The following is an 18,697-nucleotide window of genomic DNA, read 5'->3' on the forward strand; positions in this document are numbered from 1 at the left end:
TTGGCTTGAAAAGAACTCAGGGGGTGATGGAGAAATCGACGTAGCGGGCGGCGATGCGCGCTAGCGTGCCGTCCTGCACGACCGCGCGGATCGCCTCGTCGAAGGACTGCTTCAGGCTCTCGTCCTCCTTGCGCAGGCCGACGCCGATGCCGGGGCCGAACACCTCGGCGTCGATCACCGGCTGGCCGACCAGCTTGACCGACGTGCCGCCATCGCCCTTCACCCAGTCGGACGCGGTGGCGCCGGTGGTGATGGCGGCGTCGATCCGCCCGGCCTTCAGGTCGGCCAGCAGGTTGGAGGCGGTGTCGTAGGTCTTCAGCGTGGCTTCGCTGCCGAGATGCTTCTCGACATAGCGGGAATGGGTGGTGGAGACCTGGGCGCCGATGGTCTTTCCGCGCAGGCTGGCGGGCGAACCGTCGATGGCGGACTTGACAGGCGCCACGAAATAGGCCGGCACGACCATGTAGGGGGTGGAGAAGCCGATGGCCTTCGCCCGTTCCGGCGTGATGTTCATCGTCGCCATGATGGCGTCGTACTTCTTCGCCAGCAGCCCCGGAATGATGCCGTCCCATTCCTGCGCCACGACGGTGCAGGGGCGCTTCATCCGCTCGCAGAGCGCGTTGGCGAGGTCGACCTCCAGCCCCGCCACCTTGCCGTCGGGCTGGGTGAAGTTGAAGGGCGGGTAGGCGCCTTCGGTGGCGATGCGGATCTCCTGCGCTGCGGCGATGCCGCCGGACGCAAGCAGAAGAAGGGCGGCAACGCCCGTGACGAGGCGCTTCATGGCAGGCTCCAACGGTGGAAGGGGTGAGAGGATCAGCGCGCGGCGACGACGACGATCTCGACCAGGATCGACGGGTCGGCCAGCTTGGCTTCCACGGTCGCGCGGGCCGGCGGGTTGGCCTTGTCGACCCAGGCGTCCCAGGCGGCGTTCATCTCGGGGAAGGTAGCGATGTCGGCGAGATAGACCGTTGCGGTCAGGATGCTGCTCTTGCTCGTCCCGGCTTCGGCCAGCAGGGCGTCGATCTGGCGCAGCACGTCGCGGGTCTGCGCCTCGACGGTGGTCGATCCGTCATCGACGATCTGGCCGGCGAGATAGACGGTGTCCTTGTGGATCACCATGTCGCAGAGCCGCGGGGTCGGGTGGAAGCGCTGGATCGTCACGGGATGATGCTCCAAAGGTCAGGCGGCGAAGCGGCCGATGCGGAAGGGGTCGATGGGCAGGTCGGTGGACCCGGCCGTGATCAGGTCGGCGGTGATCCGCCCGACGATGGGGCCAAGCTGGAAGCCGTGCGCCGAGAAGCCGAAGGAATGGTAGAGGTCCGGTTCGGTGCCGCTGGGGCCGATGACCGGGATGTCGTCCGGCATCCGCGCCTCGATCCCCGCCCAGCTGCGGACGATGGTGGCGCCGCGCATGGACGGGAACAGATCCCACACCGTGCGGGCGTTCACCGACACCTGGGAGAAGTCCAGTTCCGTCCGGTTCTCGTCGCGCACCGCCCGGCCCAGCAGGCCGCCGCCGATCAGCACGGTGCCGTTGGGGAACTGCTTGAAGGACAGCGTGCGGCCGGTGGCGCCGACCACCGGCTTGATGAAGGGAGCGACGCGGGCGGTGATCATCAGCATCGGCGCGATGGCCTCCAGCGGCACCGGCTCCCCCACCTGCGCGGCGATGCGGTCGGCCCAGGCCCCGGCGGCGTTCACCACCACCGGCGCCTCGAACCGGCCGCCCTCCGCCGTCTCCACGCTCCACAGCCCGCCCTTGCGGGCCAGCCGCGTCACGGCGCCACCCTCCTGGAAGCGGGCGCCCAGAGCGATGGCCTTGCGCCGGAAGGCGAAGGTGGTGCGGAAGGGGATCGCCGCCCCGTCGCCGCGCGACACCAGCGCGCCGACGCAGTGATCGGCGATGGCCGGCACCAGCGACCGCAGCTCGTCCCGGCCGATCATCTCCTCATGGGTGAAGCCCAGCCGGTTCAACTCGGCGACGCGGGCGTTCAGCGTCGCCAGCTCGCCCTCGGTCTCCGCCACCTTGATCTGGCCGTGGCTTTCGAAGCCGCAATCGTCGTCCACCAGATCCCGGATGCCGTGCCACAGCGCCATGGAGGCGACGGACAGCGGCACCTCCGCGACATGGCGGCCAAGCTGGCGCACGCCGCCCGCATTGACGCCGGAGGCGTGGCGGGCGACATGGTCCTTCTCCAGCACCAGCACGCGCACGCCGCGCATCGACAGGTGCAGTGCGGCGGAGCAGCCGTGCAGGCCGCCACCGATGACGATCACATCGGGGTGAGGTAAGGCGGTGGCGGTCATCGGGCGGCTCCGCTCAGTGCTTGAACACGGCGTCGATGTCGGCGTCGGTCTTCGGCAGGGCCGCCAGTTCGGCCAGCGTGATCGGCTTCACCGGCGGGCGCAGGCGGTAATAGCCGACCTCCGCCGGGGAGACGCCGCGCTCCGCCGCGATGACCTCGGTCACCGTCGGACCGCAGAGCCGGCCCTGGCACGGTCCCATGCCGCAGCGCAGGAAGCTCTTGGCCTGGTTGGGGCCTGAGCAGCCCAGCCGCACCGCCTCCCGCACCGCGCCTGCGGTGATCTCCTCGCAGCGGCAGACGATGGTGTCGTCGGCCGGCACGCGGAACGTCTCCGCCGGGGTGTACAGCGTGTCGAGGAAGGCGCGGCCGGTCAGCGCGCGGTCCAGCGCGGTGCGGAAGGGGGCGGCGGACTGGTCGCGCTGCTCCCGCCCGATGCGGCCCAGCCGGTGCAGGGCGTCGAGCGCGGCCAGACGGCCGGCTTCTTCCGCCGCGCGGGCGCCGCCGATGCCGGCGCCGTCGCCGGCCAGCGAGATGCCCTCGACCGAGGTCGCGCCCCACTCGTCGGTGGTCGGCCGCCAGCAGCGCTGCTGCTCGTCCCAGCGCTGGGCGCAGCCGGTGGCGTTGGCGAGATTCAGGTTGGGGACGACGCCCTGGTGCAGCAGGAGCGTGTCGGCCGGCAGCCGGTGTTCGGTGCCGTTGCGGGTGTAGACGACACTCTTCAGCACGCCGCCGCCGCCGATGCCGCTTTCGGCGCGCAGCGCGGTGACGTTGCCGATGACGGTCAGCTTGCGCCGCACCTCCAGCATCAGCTTCATGCCCTTGCCGAGATAGGGCGAGCGCAGGAAGCCGGGCAGCAGCGGCAGGGCGGCGCGCCAGTTCTCCTTCGGCGTGGTGTCGAGGATGGCGTCGATGCGTGCGCCCGCCCGCAGATACTGCCAGGCCAGCAGCCACAGCAGCGGCCCGCTGCCCGCCATCACCGTGGCGCCCGATGGCACGAGACCTGAGGTCTTCAGCAGCACCTGCGCCGCGCCGGCGCCCAGCACGCCCGGCAGGGTCCAGCCGGGGATCGGGAAGGGACGCTCCAGCGCACCGGTCGCCAGGATGACGTGGCGCACGGTCAGCATGGCCGCGGCGCCGTTGCGCGACAGCCCGATCTGGATGGGACGGGACCCGTCGGCGGCGTCCTCGCGCGGGCGGGCGACGCTCCAGACGGTGCTGCCCGGCCAGTGGACGGCGCCGCTGTCGCGCAACGGTCCCAGCAGCTCGGCGCCATGCCAGTAATCCGGGCCGAGCACCTTGCGGTCGCGCACCGGCGTCTCGGTGACGGCGCGGTAGATCTGACCGCCGGGTTCCGTCTGCTCGTCGAGCAGCACCACCGACGCGCCCTTGGACGCGGCGAGCGCCGCTGCAGCAAGGCCGGCCGGCCCGGCGCCGACGACGGCGATGTCGAAGTCAAATGCGCTCATCGCTCCACCTCGCGCTTGCCGTTCTGGGTCTCCACCGCCATGCCCGGCGCCACGCGCACCTGACAGCCCTGGCGGTTGCCGGTCCCGTCGATGGTGACGAGGCAGTCGAAGCAGACGCCCATCATGCAGTAGGGGCCACGCGCCGCACCGCTGACCGGCGTGTTGCGGCAGGCGGTGACGCCGTTGGCCAGCAAGGCGGCGGCGACGCTGTCGCCGGCCCGCGCACTGGCCGGACGGCCGTCGATGGTGAAGGAGACCGTCTGGCTGGTGGCCTCGATCTCAGGCAGCCTGCGGAACATGGAACCTCCGGGCGCTGAAGGGCGCAAATCGGTCGCCGAGGCCGCCGGCCGCGATCAGCGGCGCCAGCGTCAGCGCATGGTTGGCGGCAAGGGTCACGCCGCTGTGGCAGGTGGCGACGAAGGCGCCGGGGGCCGTCTTCGACTCCTCATAGATCGGGAAGCCGTCCGGCGTCAGCACGCGCAGCGCCGCCCAGCTCCGCACCACGTTCAGCTTGCCCAGCAGCGGGAAGAAGCGGATGGCGCGCTCTGCGATGGCCGACGAAATGCCCGGCTGCAGCGTGGTATCGAAGCCGGTTTCCTCGAAGCTGTCGCCGATCATCACCCCGCCTTCGTCGGTCTGGCGGACATAGACGGTGGGGTGGTGCAGGAAGGGCGCGGTCTTCTCGGTGACGATGACATGGCCGCGCTGCGGGCGGACGGGGGCCGACAGCCCGACCATCGGCGCCAGCCGCGCGCTGTCGTGGCCGGCGGCCAGCACGATCTTGCCGGCGCGGACTTCGCCGCCTGCGGTGCTCATGCGGAAACCGCCGTCGCGATGCTCGATCCGCTCGACCCGGTGGTTGGGCCGGTAATCGACGCCCAGCATGCCGATGCCCTTGTGCAGGGTGCGCAGCAGCCGCAGCGAGTTGCAGTGGCCGTCCAGCGGGCAATAGGTGCCGCCGACCACGTCCGGCCCGATGAAGGGCAGCTCCTTGCGCAGCGTCTCGCGGTCCATCACCTCGTAGGGGTAGGGGATCATGTCGGGCTGGTTGTGCAGCCGCATCATGGTGTTGGCGCGGGCCTGCAACTCCTCCTCCGACAGCATCGGCATGAAGCCGCCGGGGCGCCGGTAGGCGACGTCCAGCCCGGTCTGCTGGTGCAGCAGGTCGGCGAAGCCGCTCCAGTCGTCGGAAGACTGCTTGGTCCAGCCGGCATATTCCGCCATACCGAGACCCTTGCCCTGCACCCAGACCAGGGCGAAGTTCCCGCGCGACGGGCGCACGGCGACGTCGCCCTCGTCCAGCATCGTGACCTTCTGGCCCGACCGGGCGAGGCCCCAGGCCAGCGCCGATCCGACCAGCCCGCCGCCGATCACGGCGACGTCGTACTCTCCGCCCCGACTGGGCTGCGTCATCGTCTCCACTCCCGCCGCTGCCGCACAGTGCCCGTGCGCAGCGGCCGCCGCCGTTATCGTGATGCGCGCATCGCGGCATTCGGCACTCGTATACAGTGCCGAATATTTGCCGATGCACCGTATATCTTTGAGACCGCGCCGGATCTGCCAGCGTTACACATGGATGTATTGCAAACAGCAGGGTTTCCTTTGCCGGAGCGCCGCGGGATTCTGCCCGGCGACACCCAACCGCTCCCTTGATCCTTGCGACAGCATCGGCAGCCAACTTATAACTGTCAAATCAGATCGAAGGGGTGTTTCATGACTGAATGTTATGTGTCGGCCGACGGCAAAGGACCGGCGCCATGATCAATCCACGCCAGATCGAGGCCTTCCGCGCGGTGATGGTGACCGGCGGCATCACCGCGGCGGCCGAACTGCTGAACATCTCCCAACCCGCGGTCAGCCGCCTGATCAGCGACCTGCAATATGCGCTGAAGCTGACGCTGTTCGAACGGCGCGGCCCCCGCATCGCGCCGACCAGCGAGGCGATCTCGCTGTATCAGGTGGTCGACCGCGCCTTCGTCGGGCTGGAACTGATCGAGCAGACGGCGCGCGACCTGACGGCCCGGCGCAGCGGGGCGTTGCGGGTGGCGGCGATGCCGGCGCTGGGCGTCGGCTTCCTGCCGCGCTACGTCGCGCGCTTCCTCAGCGAACGGCCGCGGGTGGACATCGCGCTGCGCGGCAGCACCTCGCCCACTATCCTCGATTGGGTGGCGACCGGCCAGTGCGAGTTGGGCTTCGCACACACCCCCATCGACCACGCGGCGGTGCTGACCGAGAAGATCCACGGGATCCCGGCCGTCGCCATCCTGCCGCCCGGCCATCCGCTGGCCGCAAAGGATGTGCTGGTTCCGAAGGATTTCGAAGGGGAGAGCTTCATCTCCACCACCCCGCCGGCCCTGCTGCGCTCCCGCATCGACACCGTTTTCGCCGACCATGACGTGTCGCGGGTGATGCGGGTGGAGGCCCAGCTGACCATGAACGCCTGCGCCATGGTGGCGGCCGGCTACGGCGTGTCGGTCGTCGATCCCTTCACCGCCCAGGATTATGTCCCGCACGGCCTGATCGTCCGCGCCTTCGAACCGCGCATCGGCTTCGACATCGCCATCCTGCGCTCCGCCCAGGTGCCGCTGTCGATGATCGCCGAGGACTTCCTCAACGGCTTCATGGAGGAAGCCACGCGCTTCCGCGACAGCCTGATCGGATCGGGTGGGACCGAGAACGGCCCTCAACTCGTTCGGAACACGGAATTATAACATTTCCGGATGAATGATGGCGCGAATTCGATTTGACGGTTATGTGACCACACCAGCACCCTTGACCCGCGTCCTGACCGCGACCTTCCCGAAAAACAGCCTGCGACAACGGCGGCGGCAAGGTAAGGGATGGTAAAACGGCGATCCGGATCCGTGTCGCGATGCGGTCCGAAGATCAGGCCCAGATGAACCCCCGAGAACAGCGGACAGCGACCGTGAACAGGGACCAAGGCTCAAGAGGAGAATGACGATGCGCTCCATGATGTGCGGGTTGATGGCGACGGCGGCCCTGTGGTGCGGCATGGCCGCGGTCCAGACGGCAGAGGCACAGGACAAGACGCTCTATGTCGCCGCCTATGGCGGTTCCTTCGAGCAGACCATGCGCAAGGACATCATCCCGGCCTTCGAGAAGGCGATGGGCGTGAAGGTCGAGTATGTCGCCGGCAACTCCACCGACAACCTCGCCAAGCTGCAGGCCCAGAAGGGCAACCAGCAGATCGACGTCGTCATCCTCGACGACGGCCCGATGTATCAGGCGGTGGCGTTGAACTTCTGCGCCGACCTGGAGAAGGCGCCGGTCTACGACCAGCTCTATGATCTGGCGAAGATGCCGTCGGGCAAGGCGATCAACTTCGGCGCCGTCGGCACCGGCATCCTCTACAACAAGGCCTATTTCGACGAGAACAAGATCCCGGCCCCGACCTCGTGGAAGGACATCGAGGATCCGCGCTACAAGAAGAAGCTGGTGGTTCCGCCGATCAACAACAGCTACGGCCTGCACGCGCTGGTGATGATGGCCCGCCTGAACGGCGGCGGCGAGACCAACATCGAGCCGGGATTCAAAGAGTTCAAGGACAAGATCAACCCCAACGTGCTGGCCTACGAGCCGTCGCCGGGCAAGATGACCGAGCTGTTCCAGAGCAACCAGGCCGTCATCGCCGTCTGGGGTTCGGGCCGGGCCAAGGCGCTGGCCGACACCGGCTTCCCCGCCACCTTCGTCTATCCGAAGGAAGGCGGCATCGTGCTGGGCTCCGCCGCCTGTCAGGTCGCCGGCAGCAAGAACGCGGCCGAGGCGCAGAAGTTCATCCAGCACATGCTGGGCGTCGAGGCGCAGACCGCGCTGGCGGTCAACGCCGGCTTCGGTCCGGTGAACAAGACTGTCGAACTGCCCGCCGAAAAGCAGGCCGGCATCCCCTATGGCCCGGAACAGGTCGGCAAGCTGCTGGTGGTGGATTGGGACACCATCAACAAGAACCGCGAGCAGTGGAACAAGCGCTGGACCCGCGAGATCGAGCGCTGAGGATGTGAGGAGCAGAGCCCCTCTCCCCATGCGGGAGAGGGGTTGGGGTGAGGGGTAGCAAATCTGGATTCCCTCCGGCCTTCGGCCGGCTGCACCCCTCACCCAACCCTTCTCCCGCAGGGAGGAGAAGGACTATCCGCCCACGACGGTTGCAGCCATTCGCAAGCGCTATGGTGTGGATGCTTCAAGGGCGAAGGGAGAGGGAGACGACGGCATGACTTATCTGGTTCTCGACCAACTGACCAAGCGCTTCGGAAACTGGACGGCGGTCGATCACGTCTCGCTGACCGTCGAGAAGGGCGAGCTGATTTCGCTGCTGGGGCCGTCGGGCTGCGGCAAGACCACCACCTTGCAGATGATCGCCGGCTTCCTCGACGCCGATGGCGGCCGCGTGATGCTGGACGGCCAGGACCTGCTGGCGAAGAAGCCGAACGAGCGAGGGCTGGGCATCGTCTTCCAGAGCTACGCCCTGTTCCCCCACATGACCGCGGCGGAAAACGTCGCCTTCGGGCTGGAGATGCGCAAGATCAACCGCGCCGACCGCGACCGCATGGTCGCCGACGCGCTGAAGCTGGTCGGGCTGGAGCAGTATGGCGACCGCCACCCCCGCCGCATGTCCGGCGGCCAGCAGCAGCGCGTGGCGCTGGCGCGCGCCCTGGTCATCAAGCCGAGCCTCCTGCTTCTCGACGAACCGCTGTCGAACCTGGACGCCAAGATGCGCGAGGAGATGCAGATCGAGTTGCGCCGCATCCAGCGCACCGTCGGCACCACCATGATCCTCGTCACCCACGACCAGTCGGAGGCGATGGCCCTGTCCGACCGTGTCGTGGTGATGAACAAGGGCCGCGTCCAGCAGGTCGCCTCCCCGCAGGAGGCCTATGACCGCCCGGCCAACGCCTTCGTCGCCAACTTCCTCGGCCGCACCAACCTGCTGCCGGGCATGGTCGGCAGCGGGGCGGGGGGAAGCACCGTCATCACCGTGGCGGATTCCGTCTGGCCGGTGTCGCAACCGGTTCCCGCGGGACCGGGAGCACTGGCCGTGCGGCCGGAGAAGATCGGCTTCGTCGAAGACGGCGGCCTCAGCGGTACCGTGCTGGCCCGCGTCTTCCAGGGCACGCAATGGCTGTTCGAGATCGAGACCGCCGCCGGCCGTGTGATGGTGATCCGCCAGCATGACGGGTCTCCCCTGCCGGCGGAGCGCGAGCGGGTGATGATCGGCTGGCGGCCGCAGGACATGGCGGTGATGCCGGCCGATCCGGAGACGACCTCTCTCTCCCGGGAGGCGGCATGAGCATGGCGGCCTCCACCGATACCCAGATCCAGACGTCCGCCGCAAACCCCTCGACCCACGCGCCCCCGCCGCGCCGTCCGCGCAGCTTCCCCTGGGCGCCCTATCTGCTGAGCGCCCCCGGCCTGGCATTGTTCGCGGTGCTGCTGCTGGTGCCGCTGGTGATGACCTTCCTGCTGTCGCTGAACAGCTTCAGCTTCTACGGCGGCATCGAGAATGTCTGGCAGCTCGGCAACTATGCCGACATCATCGCCGACAGCTATTTCCACGAGGTGTTCCTGCGCACCTTCCGCATCGCCGCGGCGGTGACGATCCTCTGCGCGGTGTTCGGCGCGCCGGAGGCCTACATCCTGCGCCGGATGAAATCGCCCTGGCGGGGCCTGTGCCTGCTGATCGTGCTGGGGCCGCTGCTGATCTCGGTGGTGTCGCGCACGTTGGGCTGGGCGCTGCTGTTCGGCTCGACGGGTCTGGTCAACCAGGGGCTGATGGCACTGGGGCTGATCGCGACGCCGATCGAGTTCATGTACACCGAGACCGGCGTCATCATCGCGCTGACCCATGTGCTGGTGCCCTTCATGGTGCTGTCGGTCTGGGCCTCTCTCCAGCGGCTCGACCCGCAGGTGGAGAACGCGGCGCTGTCGCTGGGCGCCGGGCCGCTGACGGTGATGCGCCGGGTGGTGCTGCCGCAGATCGTGCCGGGCATCCTGTCGGGGTCGATCATCGTCTTCGCGCTGGCGGCCAGCGCCTTCGCCACCCCGGCGATCATCGGCGGGCGGCGGCTGAAGGTGGCGGCGACGCTCGCCTATGACGAGTTCCTGAACACGCTGAACTGGCCGTTGGGCGCCACGGTGGCGGTGCTGCTGCTGATCGCCAACATCGTCATCATCGTCGGCTGCAACCGGCTGGTCGAACGTCGCTACAAACAGGTGTTCGAATGAACCGCAACGGTCCGATCGCGCTGATCTTCCACGTCCTGTTCCTGGGCTTCCTGCTGGCGCCGATCCTGATCGTCTGCGCGGTGGCCTTCACTTCGCAGGGCTATCTGTCGCTGCCGACCGAGGGGCTGTCGCTGCGCTGGTTCCGAGCCATCGGCGACAATCCGGAATTCATCCGCGCCTTCAAGGACAGCCTGCTGCTGGGGGCGGTGTCCTCCACCCTGGCGATCCTGGTGGCGGTGCCGGCCGCGCTCGCCATCGCCCGCCACCAGTTCTTCGGGCGCGAGGCGATCCAGGCGCTGTTCCTGTCGCCGCTGATGGTGCCGCACATCGTTCTCGGCATCGCCTTCCTGCGCTTCTTCACGATGATCGGGCTGGGCGGCACCTTCCTCGGGCTGGTGCTGAGCCACGTCATCATCATCCTGCCCTTCGCGCTGCGCCTGATCCTGGCGGCGTCCACCGGCATGGACCGGGCGGTGGAGAATGCGGCATCGTCGCTCGGCGCCTCCTCCTGGACCTGCTTCCGCCGGGTGACGCTGCCGCTGATCCTGCCGGGTGTCGCCAGCGGCTGGGTGCTGGCCTTCATCAACAGCTTCGACGAGGTGACGATGACCGTCTTCATCGCCTCGCCGGAGACCACGACCCTACCGGTGCGCCTGTTCCTCTACATCCAGGACAACATCGATCCGCTGGTCGCCGCGGTGTCGGCGGTGCTGATCTTCCTGACGGTCGCCGCCATGCTGGTGCTCGACCGCGTCTATGGGCTGGAACGGCTCTTGGTCGGCAAGGGCCGCGACTGAGCCGCCCGCGGTGGCGCGCCGCCACCGGTGAGGCGGATGATCGTGCAGAACACGACGCCCGCGGCGAGGCTGGTGTGGCCGCTGAGCATGACGAGGCCGAGCCCCCAGCCCTGCCAGTTCACCAGCACCCCCAGCGCCAGCAGCAGGGCGCTGGTTCCCGTCACGCGCAGGGCGCGCGTGACCGCGGGTGGGAGCCGGCGCCCGAACAGGTCGTGCTGCTGGCGCTCCATCGCCAGGGCCAGCGCCGCGAAGCCGGCGAGGCTCAGGGTGAAAGACAGCAAATGCATCATGACCGCCCCTCCTCCAGCGCGCCGCCGATGACGCCGACCCGCCCCGTCGCGCCTGCCGCCCGCAGCTTCGGCTGGTGGCGGGCGGTGCGGACCGCCAGCACGGCGTGGAGCGCTGCCAGCGCCCAGCACATCAAATCCGTGCCGATGAACACCCAATCGCCCTGACTCAGGCTGTGCCACAGCGGCCGGTCGGTCGTGACGGCGTTCAGCACCGGCAGCAGGGCCAGCAGCGCCGCCGCCGCCCACAATTGCTCGATCCAGGCCGCCTTGGCCGGACGCAGCACGGCATGGCCCAGCGTAAGCGCCCAGACCGCGAAGAACAGGTGGATCTCCCAGGCCGCGCGCTCCGCCATGCCCGCCGGCAGCAGGCGGTTGCCCCACAGATAGGCCGTCATGGCGACCGACAGCCCGGCGATGCCGGCGATGTTCAGCGGTTCCACGATGCGGAAGCCGATATGGGGCCGTTCGGGATCGGCCAGCTTCTGCCGGCGCTTCACCGTCCACATCACCAGCCCGGTGCCGACCATTGCCGTGCCCATCAGGCTGACGAGGAAATAGAGCCAGCGCGTCACGCCGTCGCTGAACCGTCCCAGATGCAGGGCATAGAGCACGCCGCGCGTTTCGGCCGCCGAACCGACGCCCTCGCGGACTTCCAGCAGCCGGCCGGTCGTGCCCTCGAACAGCATGTATTGCGGGCTCATGGAGACGCGGCCGGATTCGCCGCGCGCCACCGCCACGCGGGCGGTGGCATCGCCGGGATTGGTGGCGGTGACCCGGCCGATAGTGTCATGGCCCCAGCGCTCCTGCGCGTGGCGCACCATCTCCGCGACGGGGGCGAGCGGCACCGCCTGTCCGCTGGGCTTGCCGGGCTGGATGAAGGCGTTCAGTTCTGCGGTCATCTGCTGGCGCTCGGCCTGCGTTTTGATCGCCATCTGCTCGCCCCAGGGCATGTAGAGCGCCATCAGCGTGACCAGCCCGGTGTAGGTGATCATGAAATGGAAGGGCAGGCCGAACACCGACAGCGCGTTGTGCGCGTCGAGCCACGACCGCTGCCCCTTGCCGCCGCGGAAGGTGAAGAAATCGACGAAGATCTTCTTGTGGGTGATGACGCCGCTGACGATCGCGACCAGCATGAACATCGCCGCCGCCCCGGCGATCCAGCGTCCCCACAGCGCCGGCATGTAGTGGAACTGGAAATGGAAGCGGTAGAAGAAGTCGCCGCCCAGCGTGTCGCGCGCGGTGACCTTGCCGCCGGTGGCGGGATCGAAATTCGCCTCCCCGAAGGCGCGCCGGCCCCCCTCCGCGCCCGCTCCCCCCGGCGCCGTGCGCCAGAAGGCGTAGACGCTGTTGGTGCGCGCGTCCGGCAGGCGCATGCTCCATTGCGGGCTGCCGGGCACGCTGGCGACCAGCTCGTCGGCGATGCGCTGGGCCACCAGGGCCGGATCGGGCAGCTCTGCCTGATGCGCCAGTTCCGGCCGCATCCATTGCGACAGCTCGTCCTTGAAGTAGGACACCGTCCCGGTCAGGAACATGGCGTAGAGGATCCAGCCCATCAGCAGGCCGGCCCAGATGTGCAGGCCCGACATGCTCTGGCGGATGCCGCGGCCGGCGGGATGCTGCGCTTTATCCGTCTTCACGAGCCCTCTCCCCCTCACCAGACCGACCACGCCGCCGCTGCCAGCGGCACCGCCGCCACCAGCAGCCCGGCCCAGGCCCGCGGCGCGCTGCGCGCCGCGAAGACCCAGACCACCGCGCCGGCATAGATGGCGAAGCTCGCCAGCATGCCGGTGAGCACCGCCTGCGGCTTGCTCATCGGCAATGCCAACGCCGCCACGCTGCCGAGCGCCGCCAGCGCATAGCCGCCGAACAGCGCGGCGACGATGCGCGAGCAGAGCGGCCCGACGCGGCGGGCGCGGTCGACCAGCGGGGTCATTGGTGCGGCGCTGCCGCCGGACCGGCGGGAAGCGGCGCCAGGCCGTCGCCATGGACGTAGGTCACGGTGGTGGCGTAGCTCACGGCGTCGTAGCGCTCGGTGCCGCTGGTGCCCGGACGCTCGCCGGGGGTGGGGTCGGTGAGGCTGACCTCCGCCACATAGGTGCCCTTCCACGGCAGGTCGAAGCTGACGAGACCCTGCTCGTCGGTGTAGCCCTCCTTGGCCCAGCCGGACTGGGTCACCAGCGACACCTTGGTCTTCGCCTTGGGCTGGCCCTTGAAGAACAGCTTGAAGCTGCCGGGCTGGCCAGCGGGCACCAGGTCCAGGGCCAGCTTCGGCTTCTGTTCCGTGAAGCCGGTGATCAGGCGCGCCGACGGGTGATACCAGTTGGCGGTCTCCTTCCCATTCTCCTTGCCGGGATAGAGCGGATAGAGCGGGTCGTCGGCGACGATGCTCTCGCCCTCGCCGGCCTTGAAGGGCAGGGTGAAGCCGGTGGCGGTCTTGGCCGCTTCCGACGCCCGTTCGCCCTTGGCGGAGACCAGCGTGCCGGCCGGCTTGACGAACTTGTCGAGCAGGCCGGGCGACGCCTCGCGCAGGTTCTCGCCGAACTCGCCGAAGCGGATCACCGCGTTCTGGCCGTCGGGCTGCTCGATCCAGATCTGGTGGGCGTTGGCGGGCACCGCGAGCCCCAGCAGGGCGACGATGGCGATGGACAGTCTGTTCATGGCTAATCCAACTAGATCGGGGAGAGGAGGATCAGAAATCGGCGGAGGCGGACAGCAGCACCGTGCGCGGCGCCCCGACGGTCACGTAGGTGCCGGTGGTCAGCCAGTAGTCCTTGTCGAACAGGTTTTCGACATTGGCGCGGAAGGTGACCGGCGTGCCGACGATGGTGGTGGCATAGCGCGCGCCGATGTCGAAGCGGGTCCAGCCGTCGAAGCGCTGGGTGTTGGCGTCGGTCAGGTAGGAGCCGGAGGTGTAGATCACCCGCCCGTTGAGGGCGAGGCCCTGCACCCACGGCGTTTCCCAATCCAGCCCGGCCGAGAAGGTCTTGTCCGGCACGCCGGCGGCGTCGTTGCCCTGCACCGCGGCGTTGGCGGTGCGCGTCAGCTGCGGGTCCATGAAGGAGGCGCTGGCCATGCCGCGCAGGCCGGGCAGGATTTCGCCATAGACCGACAGCTCCAGGCCGCGGTTGCGCTGCTCGCCGTCATAGGCAAGCTCGTTGGCGGCGTTGCGGATCGAGTTCGGCCGGGTCAGCTGGAACACCGCCGCCGTGGTGGTGACCGAACCCCAATCGACCTTGACCCCGGCCTCATACTGCTTGGACTTGTAGGGGGCCAGCACCGCGCCGGTGTTGGCATAGCCGGCGCCGACCACGGTGCCGCGCGTCAGCCCCTCTGCATAGTTGGCGTAGAGCGAGACGTTGGACAGCGGCTTGACCACCAAGCCGGCCAGCGGCGAGGTCGCGCTGGCATCGTAGGTGCCGGTCTGCAGGCCGGTCGCGGTGCTGAAGCTGTCGACATGCACCTTCTGGCGGCGGGCGCCCAGCGTCAGCATCACCCGGTCGTCCAGCACCGACAGGGTGTCGGCCACGGCGAAGCTGGTCAGCGAGGTTTCCGCCGACTTGCGCGCCGAGGTGCGGGCGGCGGTGACGGCCGGCAGCGGCACCGGGTTGTAGATGTTCGACAGGGCGGAACCGGCCGACTGGATGTAGGCGTTGCCCTCGTCGCGCTTGAAGCCGCTGTAGCCGACATTCAGCGAGTGATGGACCGGACCGGTCTCGAAGCGCCAGCGGACGCCCGCGGTGCCGCTGACCGTGCGGGAGTAGGAATCGTAATAGGCGTTGCGGACCGTGAAGTTGCCCAGCGCGTTCACCGCGGTGGTCGAACTGGGGAAGGTCTGGTCGTTCTCGCCCTTGCGGTAGCCGATGCCGGCATAGGCGGTCAGGCTGTCGGTCACGTCCACCTCGATGTTCGAGGCGACGGTGACGTCCTTCTGCACCAGCACGGTGCCGGGATACCAGTTGCTGCGCGCGTCGGGCGGGGAGGGGATGGCGGTGGTGGTGGGAAGGATGCTGATCTGCGGACGGAAATTGTCGGTGTCGTCGCGCTGGGTGATGGCGTCCATCGACCAGCGCAGCCGCTCACCGCGGTAATCGACCGCCAGGGCGCCCAGGCCCGAGCGCAGGTTGCCGCCGTCGACCGACGCCTCGCCGTTGCGCATCAGGCCGTTGAAGCGGACGCCCCATTCCCTGTTCTCGCCGAACCGGCGGCCGACATCCACATGCGCGGCGAGATTGGCGTCGCTGGTGTAGGTGGTGGTGACGCGGGTGAGCGGCTCGTCGCCGGCGCGCTTGGCCAGGATGTTGATGCCGCCGCCGGTGCTGCCGCCGGGGGCGATGCCGTTTACCAGTGCGCCCGGACCCTTCAGCAGCTCGATCCGCTCGACGATCTGCGCCGGCACGCGGTTGGACGACACCAGCCCGAACATGCCGTTGAATCCGACATCGCCGGCTCCCACCGCATAGCCGCGGATCTGGAAGGTGTCGTCGAAGCCGTTGCTGCCGGTGGTGAGCCGGACGGAGGCGTCGTTGATCAGCGTGTCGGCCGCGGTGCGCGCCTGCTGGTTTTCGATCAGTTCAGAGGTGTAGTTGACCGTGCTGAACGGCGTGTCCATGACGTCGCGGCTGCCCAGCAGGCCCACCGATCCGCCGCGCGCCACCTGCCCGCCGGCATAGGGCTGCGCCAATCCGCCGGGCATCATCCCGTTGGCCGTCACCTGCAGGGCCGGCAGGGTCGTGCCGTCCGAGGACGCTGTCGGGGTGGTCGCCGGAGCAGCCGCGCTCTGCGCGACCAAGGCATAACCCGATCCCACGCGGGCGATCCCATAGCCACTGCCCGCCAGCAGCCGGCGGAAGCCGTCTTCCACCGTGGTTGCGCCCTTCAGGCCGGGCGAGCTCTTGCCCCGGATCGCCGCCGGGTCCGCCTGGACCGTGACGCCCGCCTGCGCGGCGAAGCGGCTCAGCGCCTCGCCCAGCGGGCCGGCGGGAATGTCGGCGTTGACGGTGGCCGCCGTCGCCTGGGCATGGGCCGCGGGCGCGAGGAACGCACCGCCCGCCAGGACCGCAGCGGCCAGCCCGGCCGCGACGGCGGCGGGACGCAGGCCGGATTTGCGGGTATCAGGCGCGGCTGAACGGTCGCCACACGGATGGGCGGTGTGGCGGACGGCGGCCTTGCCGCGAACTCGTTTCATGCTGTCGGCTCCCCTGCCAAACGATGCCTTCAGCACGACAGCGGCGACCGGCACGGTTCCCCCCACGCCGGTCCGGATGTCGATGCTAAATTAGCGAATGCGTATTACTCGCATCGATAATGCGAATCGTTCGCACTATAAACACCGATTCTTGCCGGGCGCAACAGGTGTCTGGCTTCGTTGGATTTTTTCCGCAAATGCCGTGAGCGGAACCTGCGGACCTAAAAAGACGAGCGCCGCCGGTCCCAAATCCTGCGGCGCTCGTCTCAATCGGCGAACAGGCGGCGGGGTGCGCGTCAGGCCGGCGTTTCGCGGTGGATCTTGAAGGGCGACCAGGATTGGCTGACCGGCATGATCTCCACACTGTTGATGTTGACGTGGGGCGGCAGCGACACCACCCAGCGCACCGTCTCGGCGATGTCCTCGGGCTGCAACGGGTTGGCCCCGGCATATAGCGCGTCGTAGGCCGCCTTGTCGCCGCCGGTGCGCACCAGCGTGAATTCGCTTTCCGACAGGCCCGGCTCGATGGAGGTGACGCGCACGCCCTGGGCCGACAGGTCGCAGCGCAGGCCGAGCGAGAACTGCTTCACGAAGGCCTTGGTGCCGCCATAGACGTTGCCGCCGGGATAGGGCCAGCTGGAGGCGACGGAGGCGAGGTTGACGATCAGCCCACGCTGCGCGATCAGCCGGTCCAGCAGCAGCCGGGTGATGGTCACCAGCCCGGTGACGTTGGTGTCGATCATCGTGCGCCACTGGTCCAGGTCGCAATCCTGCGCGGCACCGGTGCCCAGCGCCAGCCCGGCATTGTTGACCAGCACCGAGATGTCGGCGAACGTCGCCGGCAGGGACTCCAGGGCGGTGCGCGTCGCCGCCTCGTCCCGGATATCGAAGCAGAGCGGATGCACGACCGCCGGTCCGCCCAGCGCCTCCACCAGGGCGTCCAGCCGATCCTGCCGCCGGCCGGTGGCGACGATCCGCCAGCCTTCCACCACCAGCCGCCGGGCGATGGCATCGCCGAATCCCGACGTGGCGCCGGTGACCATCGCCGTCTTCGGGTTGGTGGCGGTCTTCGGGGCGATGTTCGACATTGTGCGATCTTTCCTCATGACGGATGGAAACTCTGGCCCGCCGCGGCAGCGGACCCAGGCAGATACACACAATATCACAGCTTGGGAATATCCCCCTTCGCCCGCTTTCGGCGGACCTATGGTCCGCCTGTCGCGTCAGCGCAAACGAAGTTTGCGCATTAGCGGGGAGGAGAGGGGAGTCCCCGCAACTCCGCGACCGTCCGGCAGCCCAGCAGGGCCATGGTGCGGGAGAGTTCGTCCTGCAGGATCGTCAGCGCATGTTCCGCCCCGGGCTGTCCACCTGCCGCGAGTCCGAACAGCGGTGCCCGGCCGAGCAGCACCGCCGCGGCGCCGGCCGCCAGGAGTTTCGCGGCGTCGCTGCCGCGCCGCACGCCGCTGTCGGCCAGCACCGTCATCCGGCCGCCGACCGCGTCCATGATCCGCGGCAACACCGCAAGCGGCGAGGGCGCGCAGTCCAGGTTGCGTCCGCCATGGTTCGACGCCACTACGGCCTCGACCCCGGCCTCCAAGGCGCGCAGCGCATCCCCCGGCGCCAGCAGGCCCTTGAGGATGATCCGCCCCGGCCAGCGGCGGCGCAGCTCCGCCACATCGTCCCAGCTGACCCGGTCGCACAGCCGGATCGGATCGTGCGCGGCGGCGTCGGTGATGCGGGTGCGGAACTGCGGCGGATAATGCGCATATCCCGGCCAGCCGCCGTCGGCCAGCAGGCGCAGCAGCACGCCGCCCGCCCAGGCCGGATGGCGCGCCACGTCAAGGGCGCCGCGCAGGGACGGCGTGACCGGCACATTGAAGCCGTTGTGTCGGTTATACTCGCGTTTCGGTGAAACGGCGGTGTCCACCGTCAGGATCAGTGTGTCCACGCCGCAGGCGGCGACCCGGTCCAGCAGGGCATGGGTCAGGCTGCGGTCGCGCCAGACATAGAGCTGGAACCAAAGCTCGGCCCCGGCCTCGGCAATCGCTTCGATGCTGGTGATCGACTGGGTCGAGACGCAGAAGGGAATGCCGGCCGCGCGGGCGGCCCGTGCCAGCAGCACCTCGCCGTCATAGCGGACCAGACCGGCGGCGGCGGTGGGCGCGATGACGAAGGGCAGCGGGCGCTCGCGGCCGAACAGCGTCACGCCGGTGTGGCGCTCGCCGCAATCGACCAGCACCCGCGGTGTCAGCTCGGCCTGCTCGAAGCTGTCGCGCAGCCGGCGCAAGGCCGATTCATCCTCGGTGCCGCGGTCGATGTATTCGAACAGGCCGCGCGGCAGGAAGCGGCGGGCGCGCTGGCGCAACTCGTCGATGTTCAGGCATGCCTTATGGGCCGCCATGGGGTCACCGCCTCC

General features: G+C 68.9%; 18 protein-coding genes. 5 read left to right on the plus strand and 13 right to left on the minus strand.

What is annotated here, in order from left to right; all coding sequences use genetic code 11:
* Window positions 1-16 precede the first annotated feature (16 nt).
* The 6 genes from J2Y49_RS14780 to J2Y49_RS14805 are packed head-to-tail and all read right to left on the minus strand — an operon-like array spanning window position 17 to window position 5,185.
* Window positions 17-781 carry a transporter substrate-binding domain-containing protein gene (locus J2Y49_RS14780; RefSeq protein WP_310115611.1) on the minus strand — a complete coding sequence of 255 codons (765 nt, stop codon included), beginning with the start codon at window positions 779-781 and terminating at the stop codon, window positions 17-19.
* A 32-nt stretch (window positions 782-813) separates the two neighbouring features.
* A complete protein-coding gene (locus tag J2Y49_RS14785) occupies window positions 814-1,161 on the minus strand; it encodes a RidA family protein (RefSeq protein WP_310115612.1) in 348 nt (115 codons plus the stop codon).
* A gap of 18 nt (window positions 1,162-1,179) precedes the next feature.
* Window positions 1,180-2,307 carry an FAD-binding oxidoreductase gene (locus J2Y49_RS14790; RefSeq protein ID WP_310115613.1) on the minus strand — a complete coding sequence of 376 codons (1,128 nt, stop codon included), beginning with the start codon at window positions 2,305-2,307 and terminating at the stop codon, window positions 1,180-1,182.
* A gap of 13 nt (window positions 2,308-2,320) precedes the next feature.
* A complete protein-coding gene (locus tag J2Y49_RS14795) occupies window positions 2,321-3,772 on the minus strand; it encodes an NAD(P)/FAD-dependent oxidoreductase (RefSeq protein WP_310115614.1) in 1,452 nt (483 codons plus the stop codon).
* Window positions 3,769-4,071, minus strand: coding sequence for a (2Fe-2S)-binding protein (locus tag J2Y49_RS14800; RefSeq protein WP_310115615.1), 303 nt, complete (start codon window positions 4,069-4,071; stop codon window positions 3,769-3,771). The genes J2Y49_RS14795 and J2Y49_RS14800 overlap by 4 nt, the downstream gene beginning before the upstream one ends.
* Complete coding sequence (locus J2Y49_RS14805; protein WP_310115617.1) at window positions 4,052-5,185, minus strand: FAD-dependent oxidoreductase; 1,134 nt, start codon at window positions 5,183-5,185, stop codon at window positions 4,052-4,054. The genes J2Y49_RS14800 and J2Y49_RS14805 overlap by 20 nt, the downstream gene beginning before the upstream one ends.
* 344 nt (window positions 5,186-5,529) lie before the next feature.
* Here J2Y49_RS14805 and J2Y49_RS14810 point away from each other — a divergent pair, with 344 nt between their 5' ends.
* From J2Y49_RS14810 to J2Y49_RS14830, 5 genes are all read left to right on the plus strand, one after another.
* Window positions 5,530-6,483: a LysR substrate-binding domain-containing protein gene (locus J2Y49_RS14810; RefSeq protein WP_310115618.1), complete on the plus strand. Its 954-nt coding sequence runs from the start codon at window positions 5,530-5,532 to the stop codon at window positions 6,481-6,483.
* A gap of 250 nt (window positions 6,484-6,733) precedes the next feature.
* Window positions 6,734-7,783 carry an ABC transporter substrate-binding protein gene (locus J2Y49_RS14815; RefSeq protein ID WP_310115619.1) on the plus strand — a complete coding sequence of 350 codons (1,050 nt, stop codon included), beginning with the start codon at window positions 6,734-6,736 and terminating at the stop codon, window positions 7,781-7,783.
* 214 nt (window positions 7,784-7,997) lie between these two features.
* Window positions 7,998-9,074 (plus strand): ABC transporter ATP-binding protein, encoded by a 1,077-nt coding sequence (locus J2Y49_RS14820; RefSeq protein ID WP_310115620.1) that lies wholly within the window; start codon window positions 7,998-8,000, stop codon window positions 9,072-9,074.
* On the plus strand, window positions 9,071-10,009 hold the full coding sequence (locus tag J2Y49_RS14825; protein WP_310115621.1) for an ABC transporter permease: 939 nt from the start codon (window positions 9,071-9,073) through the stop codon (window positions 10,007-10,009). Before J2Y49_RS14820 ends, J2Y49_RS14825 begins: the two co-directional genes overlap by 4 nt.
* Window positions 10,006-10,806, plus strand: a complete 801-nt coding sequence (locus tag J2Y49_RS14830; protein WP_310115622.1) for an ABC transporter permease — start codon at window positions 10,006-10,008, stop codon at window positions 10,804-10,806. The genes J2Y49_RS14825 and J2Y49_RS14830 overlap by 4 nt, the downstream gene beginning before the upstream one ends.
* Here the strand turns inward: J2Y49_RS14830 and J2Y49_RS14835 are convergent.
* From J2Y49_RS14835 to J2Y49_RS14865, 7 genes are all read right to left on the minus strand, one after another.
* A complete protein-coding gene (locus J2Y49_RS14835) occupies window positions 10,764-11,093 on the minus strand; it encodes a DUF3325 family protein (protein WP_310115623.1) in 330 nt (109 codons plus the stop codon). The genes J2Y49_RS14830 and J2Y49_RS14835 overlap by 43 nt on opposite strands.
* Complete coding sequence (locus J2Y49_RS14840; RefSeq protein ID WP_310115624.1) at window positions 11,093-12,733, minus strand: PepSY-associated TM helix domain-containing protein; 1,641 nt, start codon at window positions 12,731-12,733, stop codon at window positions 11,093-11,095. The genes J2Y49_RS14835 and J2Y49_RS14840 overlap by 1 nt, the downstream gene beginning before the upstream one ends.
* A 14-nt stretch (window positions 12,734-12,747) precedes the next feature.
* Complete coding sequence (locus J2Y49_RS14845; RefSeq protein ID WP_310115625.1) at window positions 12,748-13,029, minus strand: DUF3649 domain-containing protein; 282 nt, start codon at window positions 13,027-13,029, stop codon at window positions 12,748-12,750.
* Window positions 13,026-13,754: a cobalt ABC transporter substrate-binding protein gene (locus J2Y49_RS14850; protein ID WP_310115626.1), complete on the minus strand. Its 729-nt coding sequence runs from the start codon at window positions 13,752-13,754 to the stop codon at window positions 13,026-13,028. The genes J2Y49_RS14845 and J2Y49_RS14850 overlap by 4 nt, the downstream gene beginning before the upstream one ends.
* A 31-nt stretch (window positions 13,755-13,785) precedes the next feature.
* Complete coding sequence (locus tag J2Y49_RS14855; protein WP_310115627.1) at window positions 13,786-16,281, minus strand: TonB-dependent receptor; 2,496 nt, start codon at window positions 16,279-16,281, stop codon at window positions 13,786-13,788.
* Window positions 16,282-16,577: 296 nt separating this feature from the next.
* A complete protein-coding gene (locus J2Y49_RS14860; RefSeq protein ID WP_310115628.1) occupies window positions 16,578-17,369 on the minus strand; it encodes an SDR family NAD(P)-dependent oxidoreductase in 792 nt (263 codons plus the stop codon).
* Window positions 17,370-17,527: 158 nt separating this feature from the next.
* Window positions 17,528-18,682 (minus strand): alpha-hydroxy acid oxidase, encoded by a 1,155-nt coding sequence (locus tag J2Y49_RS14865; protein ID WP_310115629.1) that lies wholly within the window; start codon window positions 18,680-18,682, stop codon window positions 17,528-17,530.
* Between the last annotated feature and the right edge of the window lie 15 nt (window positions 18,683-18,697).

Origin of the sequence: Azospirillum sp. BE72, from assembly GCF_031455875.1 — a bacterium.
Lineage (GTDB): Bacteria > Pseudomonadota > Alphaproteobacteria > Azospirillales > Azospirillaceae > Azospirillum.

Excerpts from the sequence above, each read along its gene's own strand:
- J2Y49_RS14780 (WP_310115611.1), bottom strand. The coding sequence starts at position 781 with ATGAAGCGCCTCGTCACGGGCGTTGCCGCCCTTCTTCTGCTTGCGTCC.
- J2Y49_RS14805 (WP_310115617.1), bottom strand. The coding sequence starts at position 5,185 with ATGACGCAGCCCAGTCGGGGCGGAGAGTACGACGTCGCCGTGATCGGC.
- J2Y49_RS14790 (WP_310115613.1), bottom strand. The coding sequence starts at position 2,307 with ATGACCGCCACCGCCTTACCTCACCCCGATGTGATCGTCATCGGTGGC.
- J2Y49_RS14865 (WP_310115629.1), bottom strand. The coding sequence starts at position 18,682 with ATGGCGGCCCATAAGGCATGCCTGAACATCGACGAGTTGCGCCAGCGC.
- J2Y49_RS14860 (WP_310115628.1), bottom strand. The coding sequence starts at position 17,369 with ATGTCGAACATCGCCCCGAAGACCGCCACCAACCCGAAGACGGCGATG.
- J2Y49_RS14810 (WP_310115618.1), top strand. The coding sequence starts at position 5,530 with ATGATCAATCCACGCCAGATCGAGGCCTTCCGCGCGGTGATGGTGACC.
- J2Y49_RS14850 (WP_310115626.1), bottom strand. The coding sequence starts at position 13,754 with ATGAACAGACTGTCCATCGCCATCGTCGCCCTGCTGGGGCTCGCGGTG.
- J2Y49_RS14800 (WP_310115615.1), bottom strand. The coding sequence starts at position 4,071 with ATGTTCCGCAGGCTGCCTGAGATCGAGGCCACCAGCCAGACGGTCTCC.
- J2Y49_RS14825 (WP_310115621.1), top strand. The coding sequence starts at position 9,071 with ATGAGCATGGCGGCCTCCACCGATACCCAGATCCAGACGTCCGCCGCA.
- J2Y49_RS14820 (WP_310115620.1), top strand. The coding sequence starts at position 7,998 with ATGACTTATCTGGTTCTCGACCAACTGACCAAGCGCTTCGGAAACTGG.
- J2Y49_RS14795 (WP_310115614.1), bottom strand. The coding sequence starts at position 3,772 with ATGAGCGCATTTGACTTCGACATCGCCGTCGTCGGCGCCGGGCCGGCC.
- J2Y49_RS14855 (WP_310115627.1), bottom strand. The coding sequence starts at position 16,281 with ATGAAACGAGTTCGCGGCAAGGCCGCCGTCCGCCACACCGCCCATCCG.
- J2Y49_RS14830 (WP_310115622.1), top strand. The coding sequence starts at position 10,006 with ATGAACCGCAACGGTCCGATCGCGCTGATCTTCCACGTCCTGTTCCTG.
- J2Y49_RS14845 (WP_310115625.1), bottom strand. The coding sequence starts at position 13,029 with ATGACCCCGCTGGTCGACCGCGCCCGCCGCGTCGGGCCGCTCTGCTCG.
- J2Y49_RS14815 (WP_310115619.1), top strand. The coding sequence starts at position 6,734 with ATGCGCTCCATGATGTGCGGGTTGATGGCGACGGCGGCCCTGTGGTGC.
- J2Y49_RS14835 (WP_310115623.1), bottom strand. The coding sequence starts at position 11,093 with ATGCATTTGCTGTCTTTCACCCTGAGCCTCGCCGGCTTCGCGGCGCTG.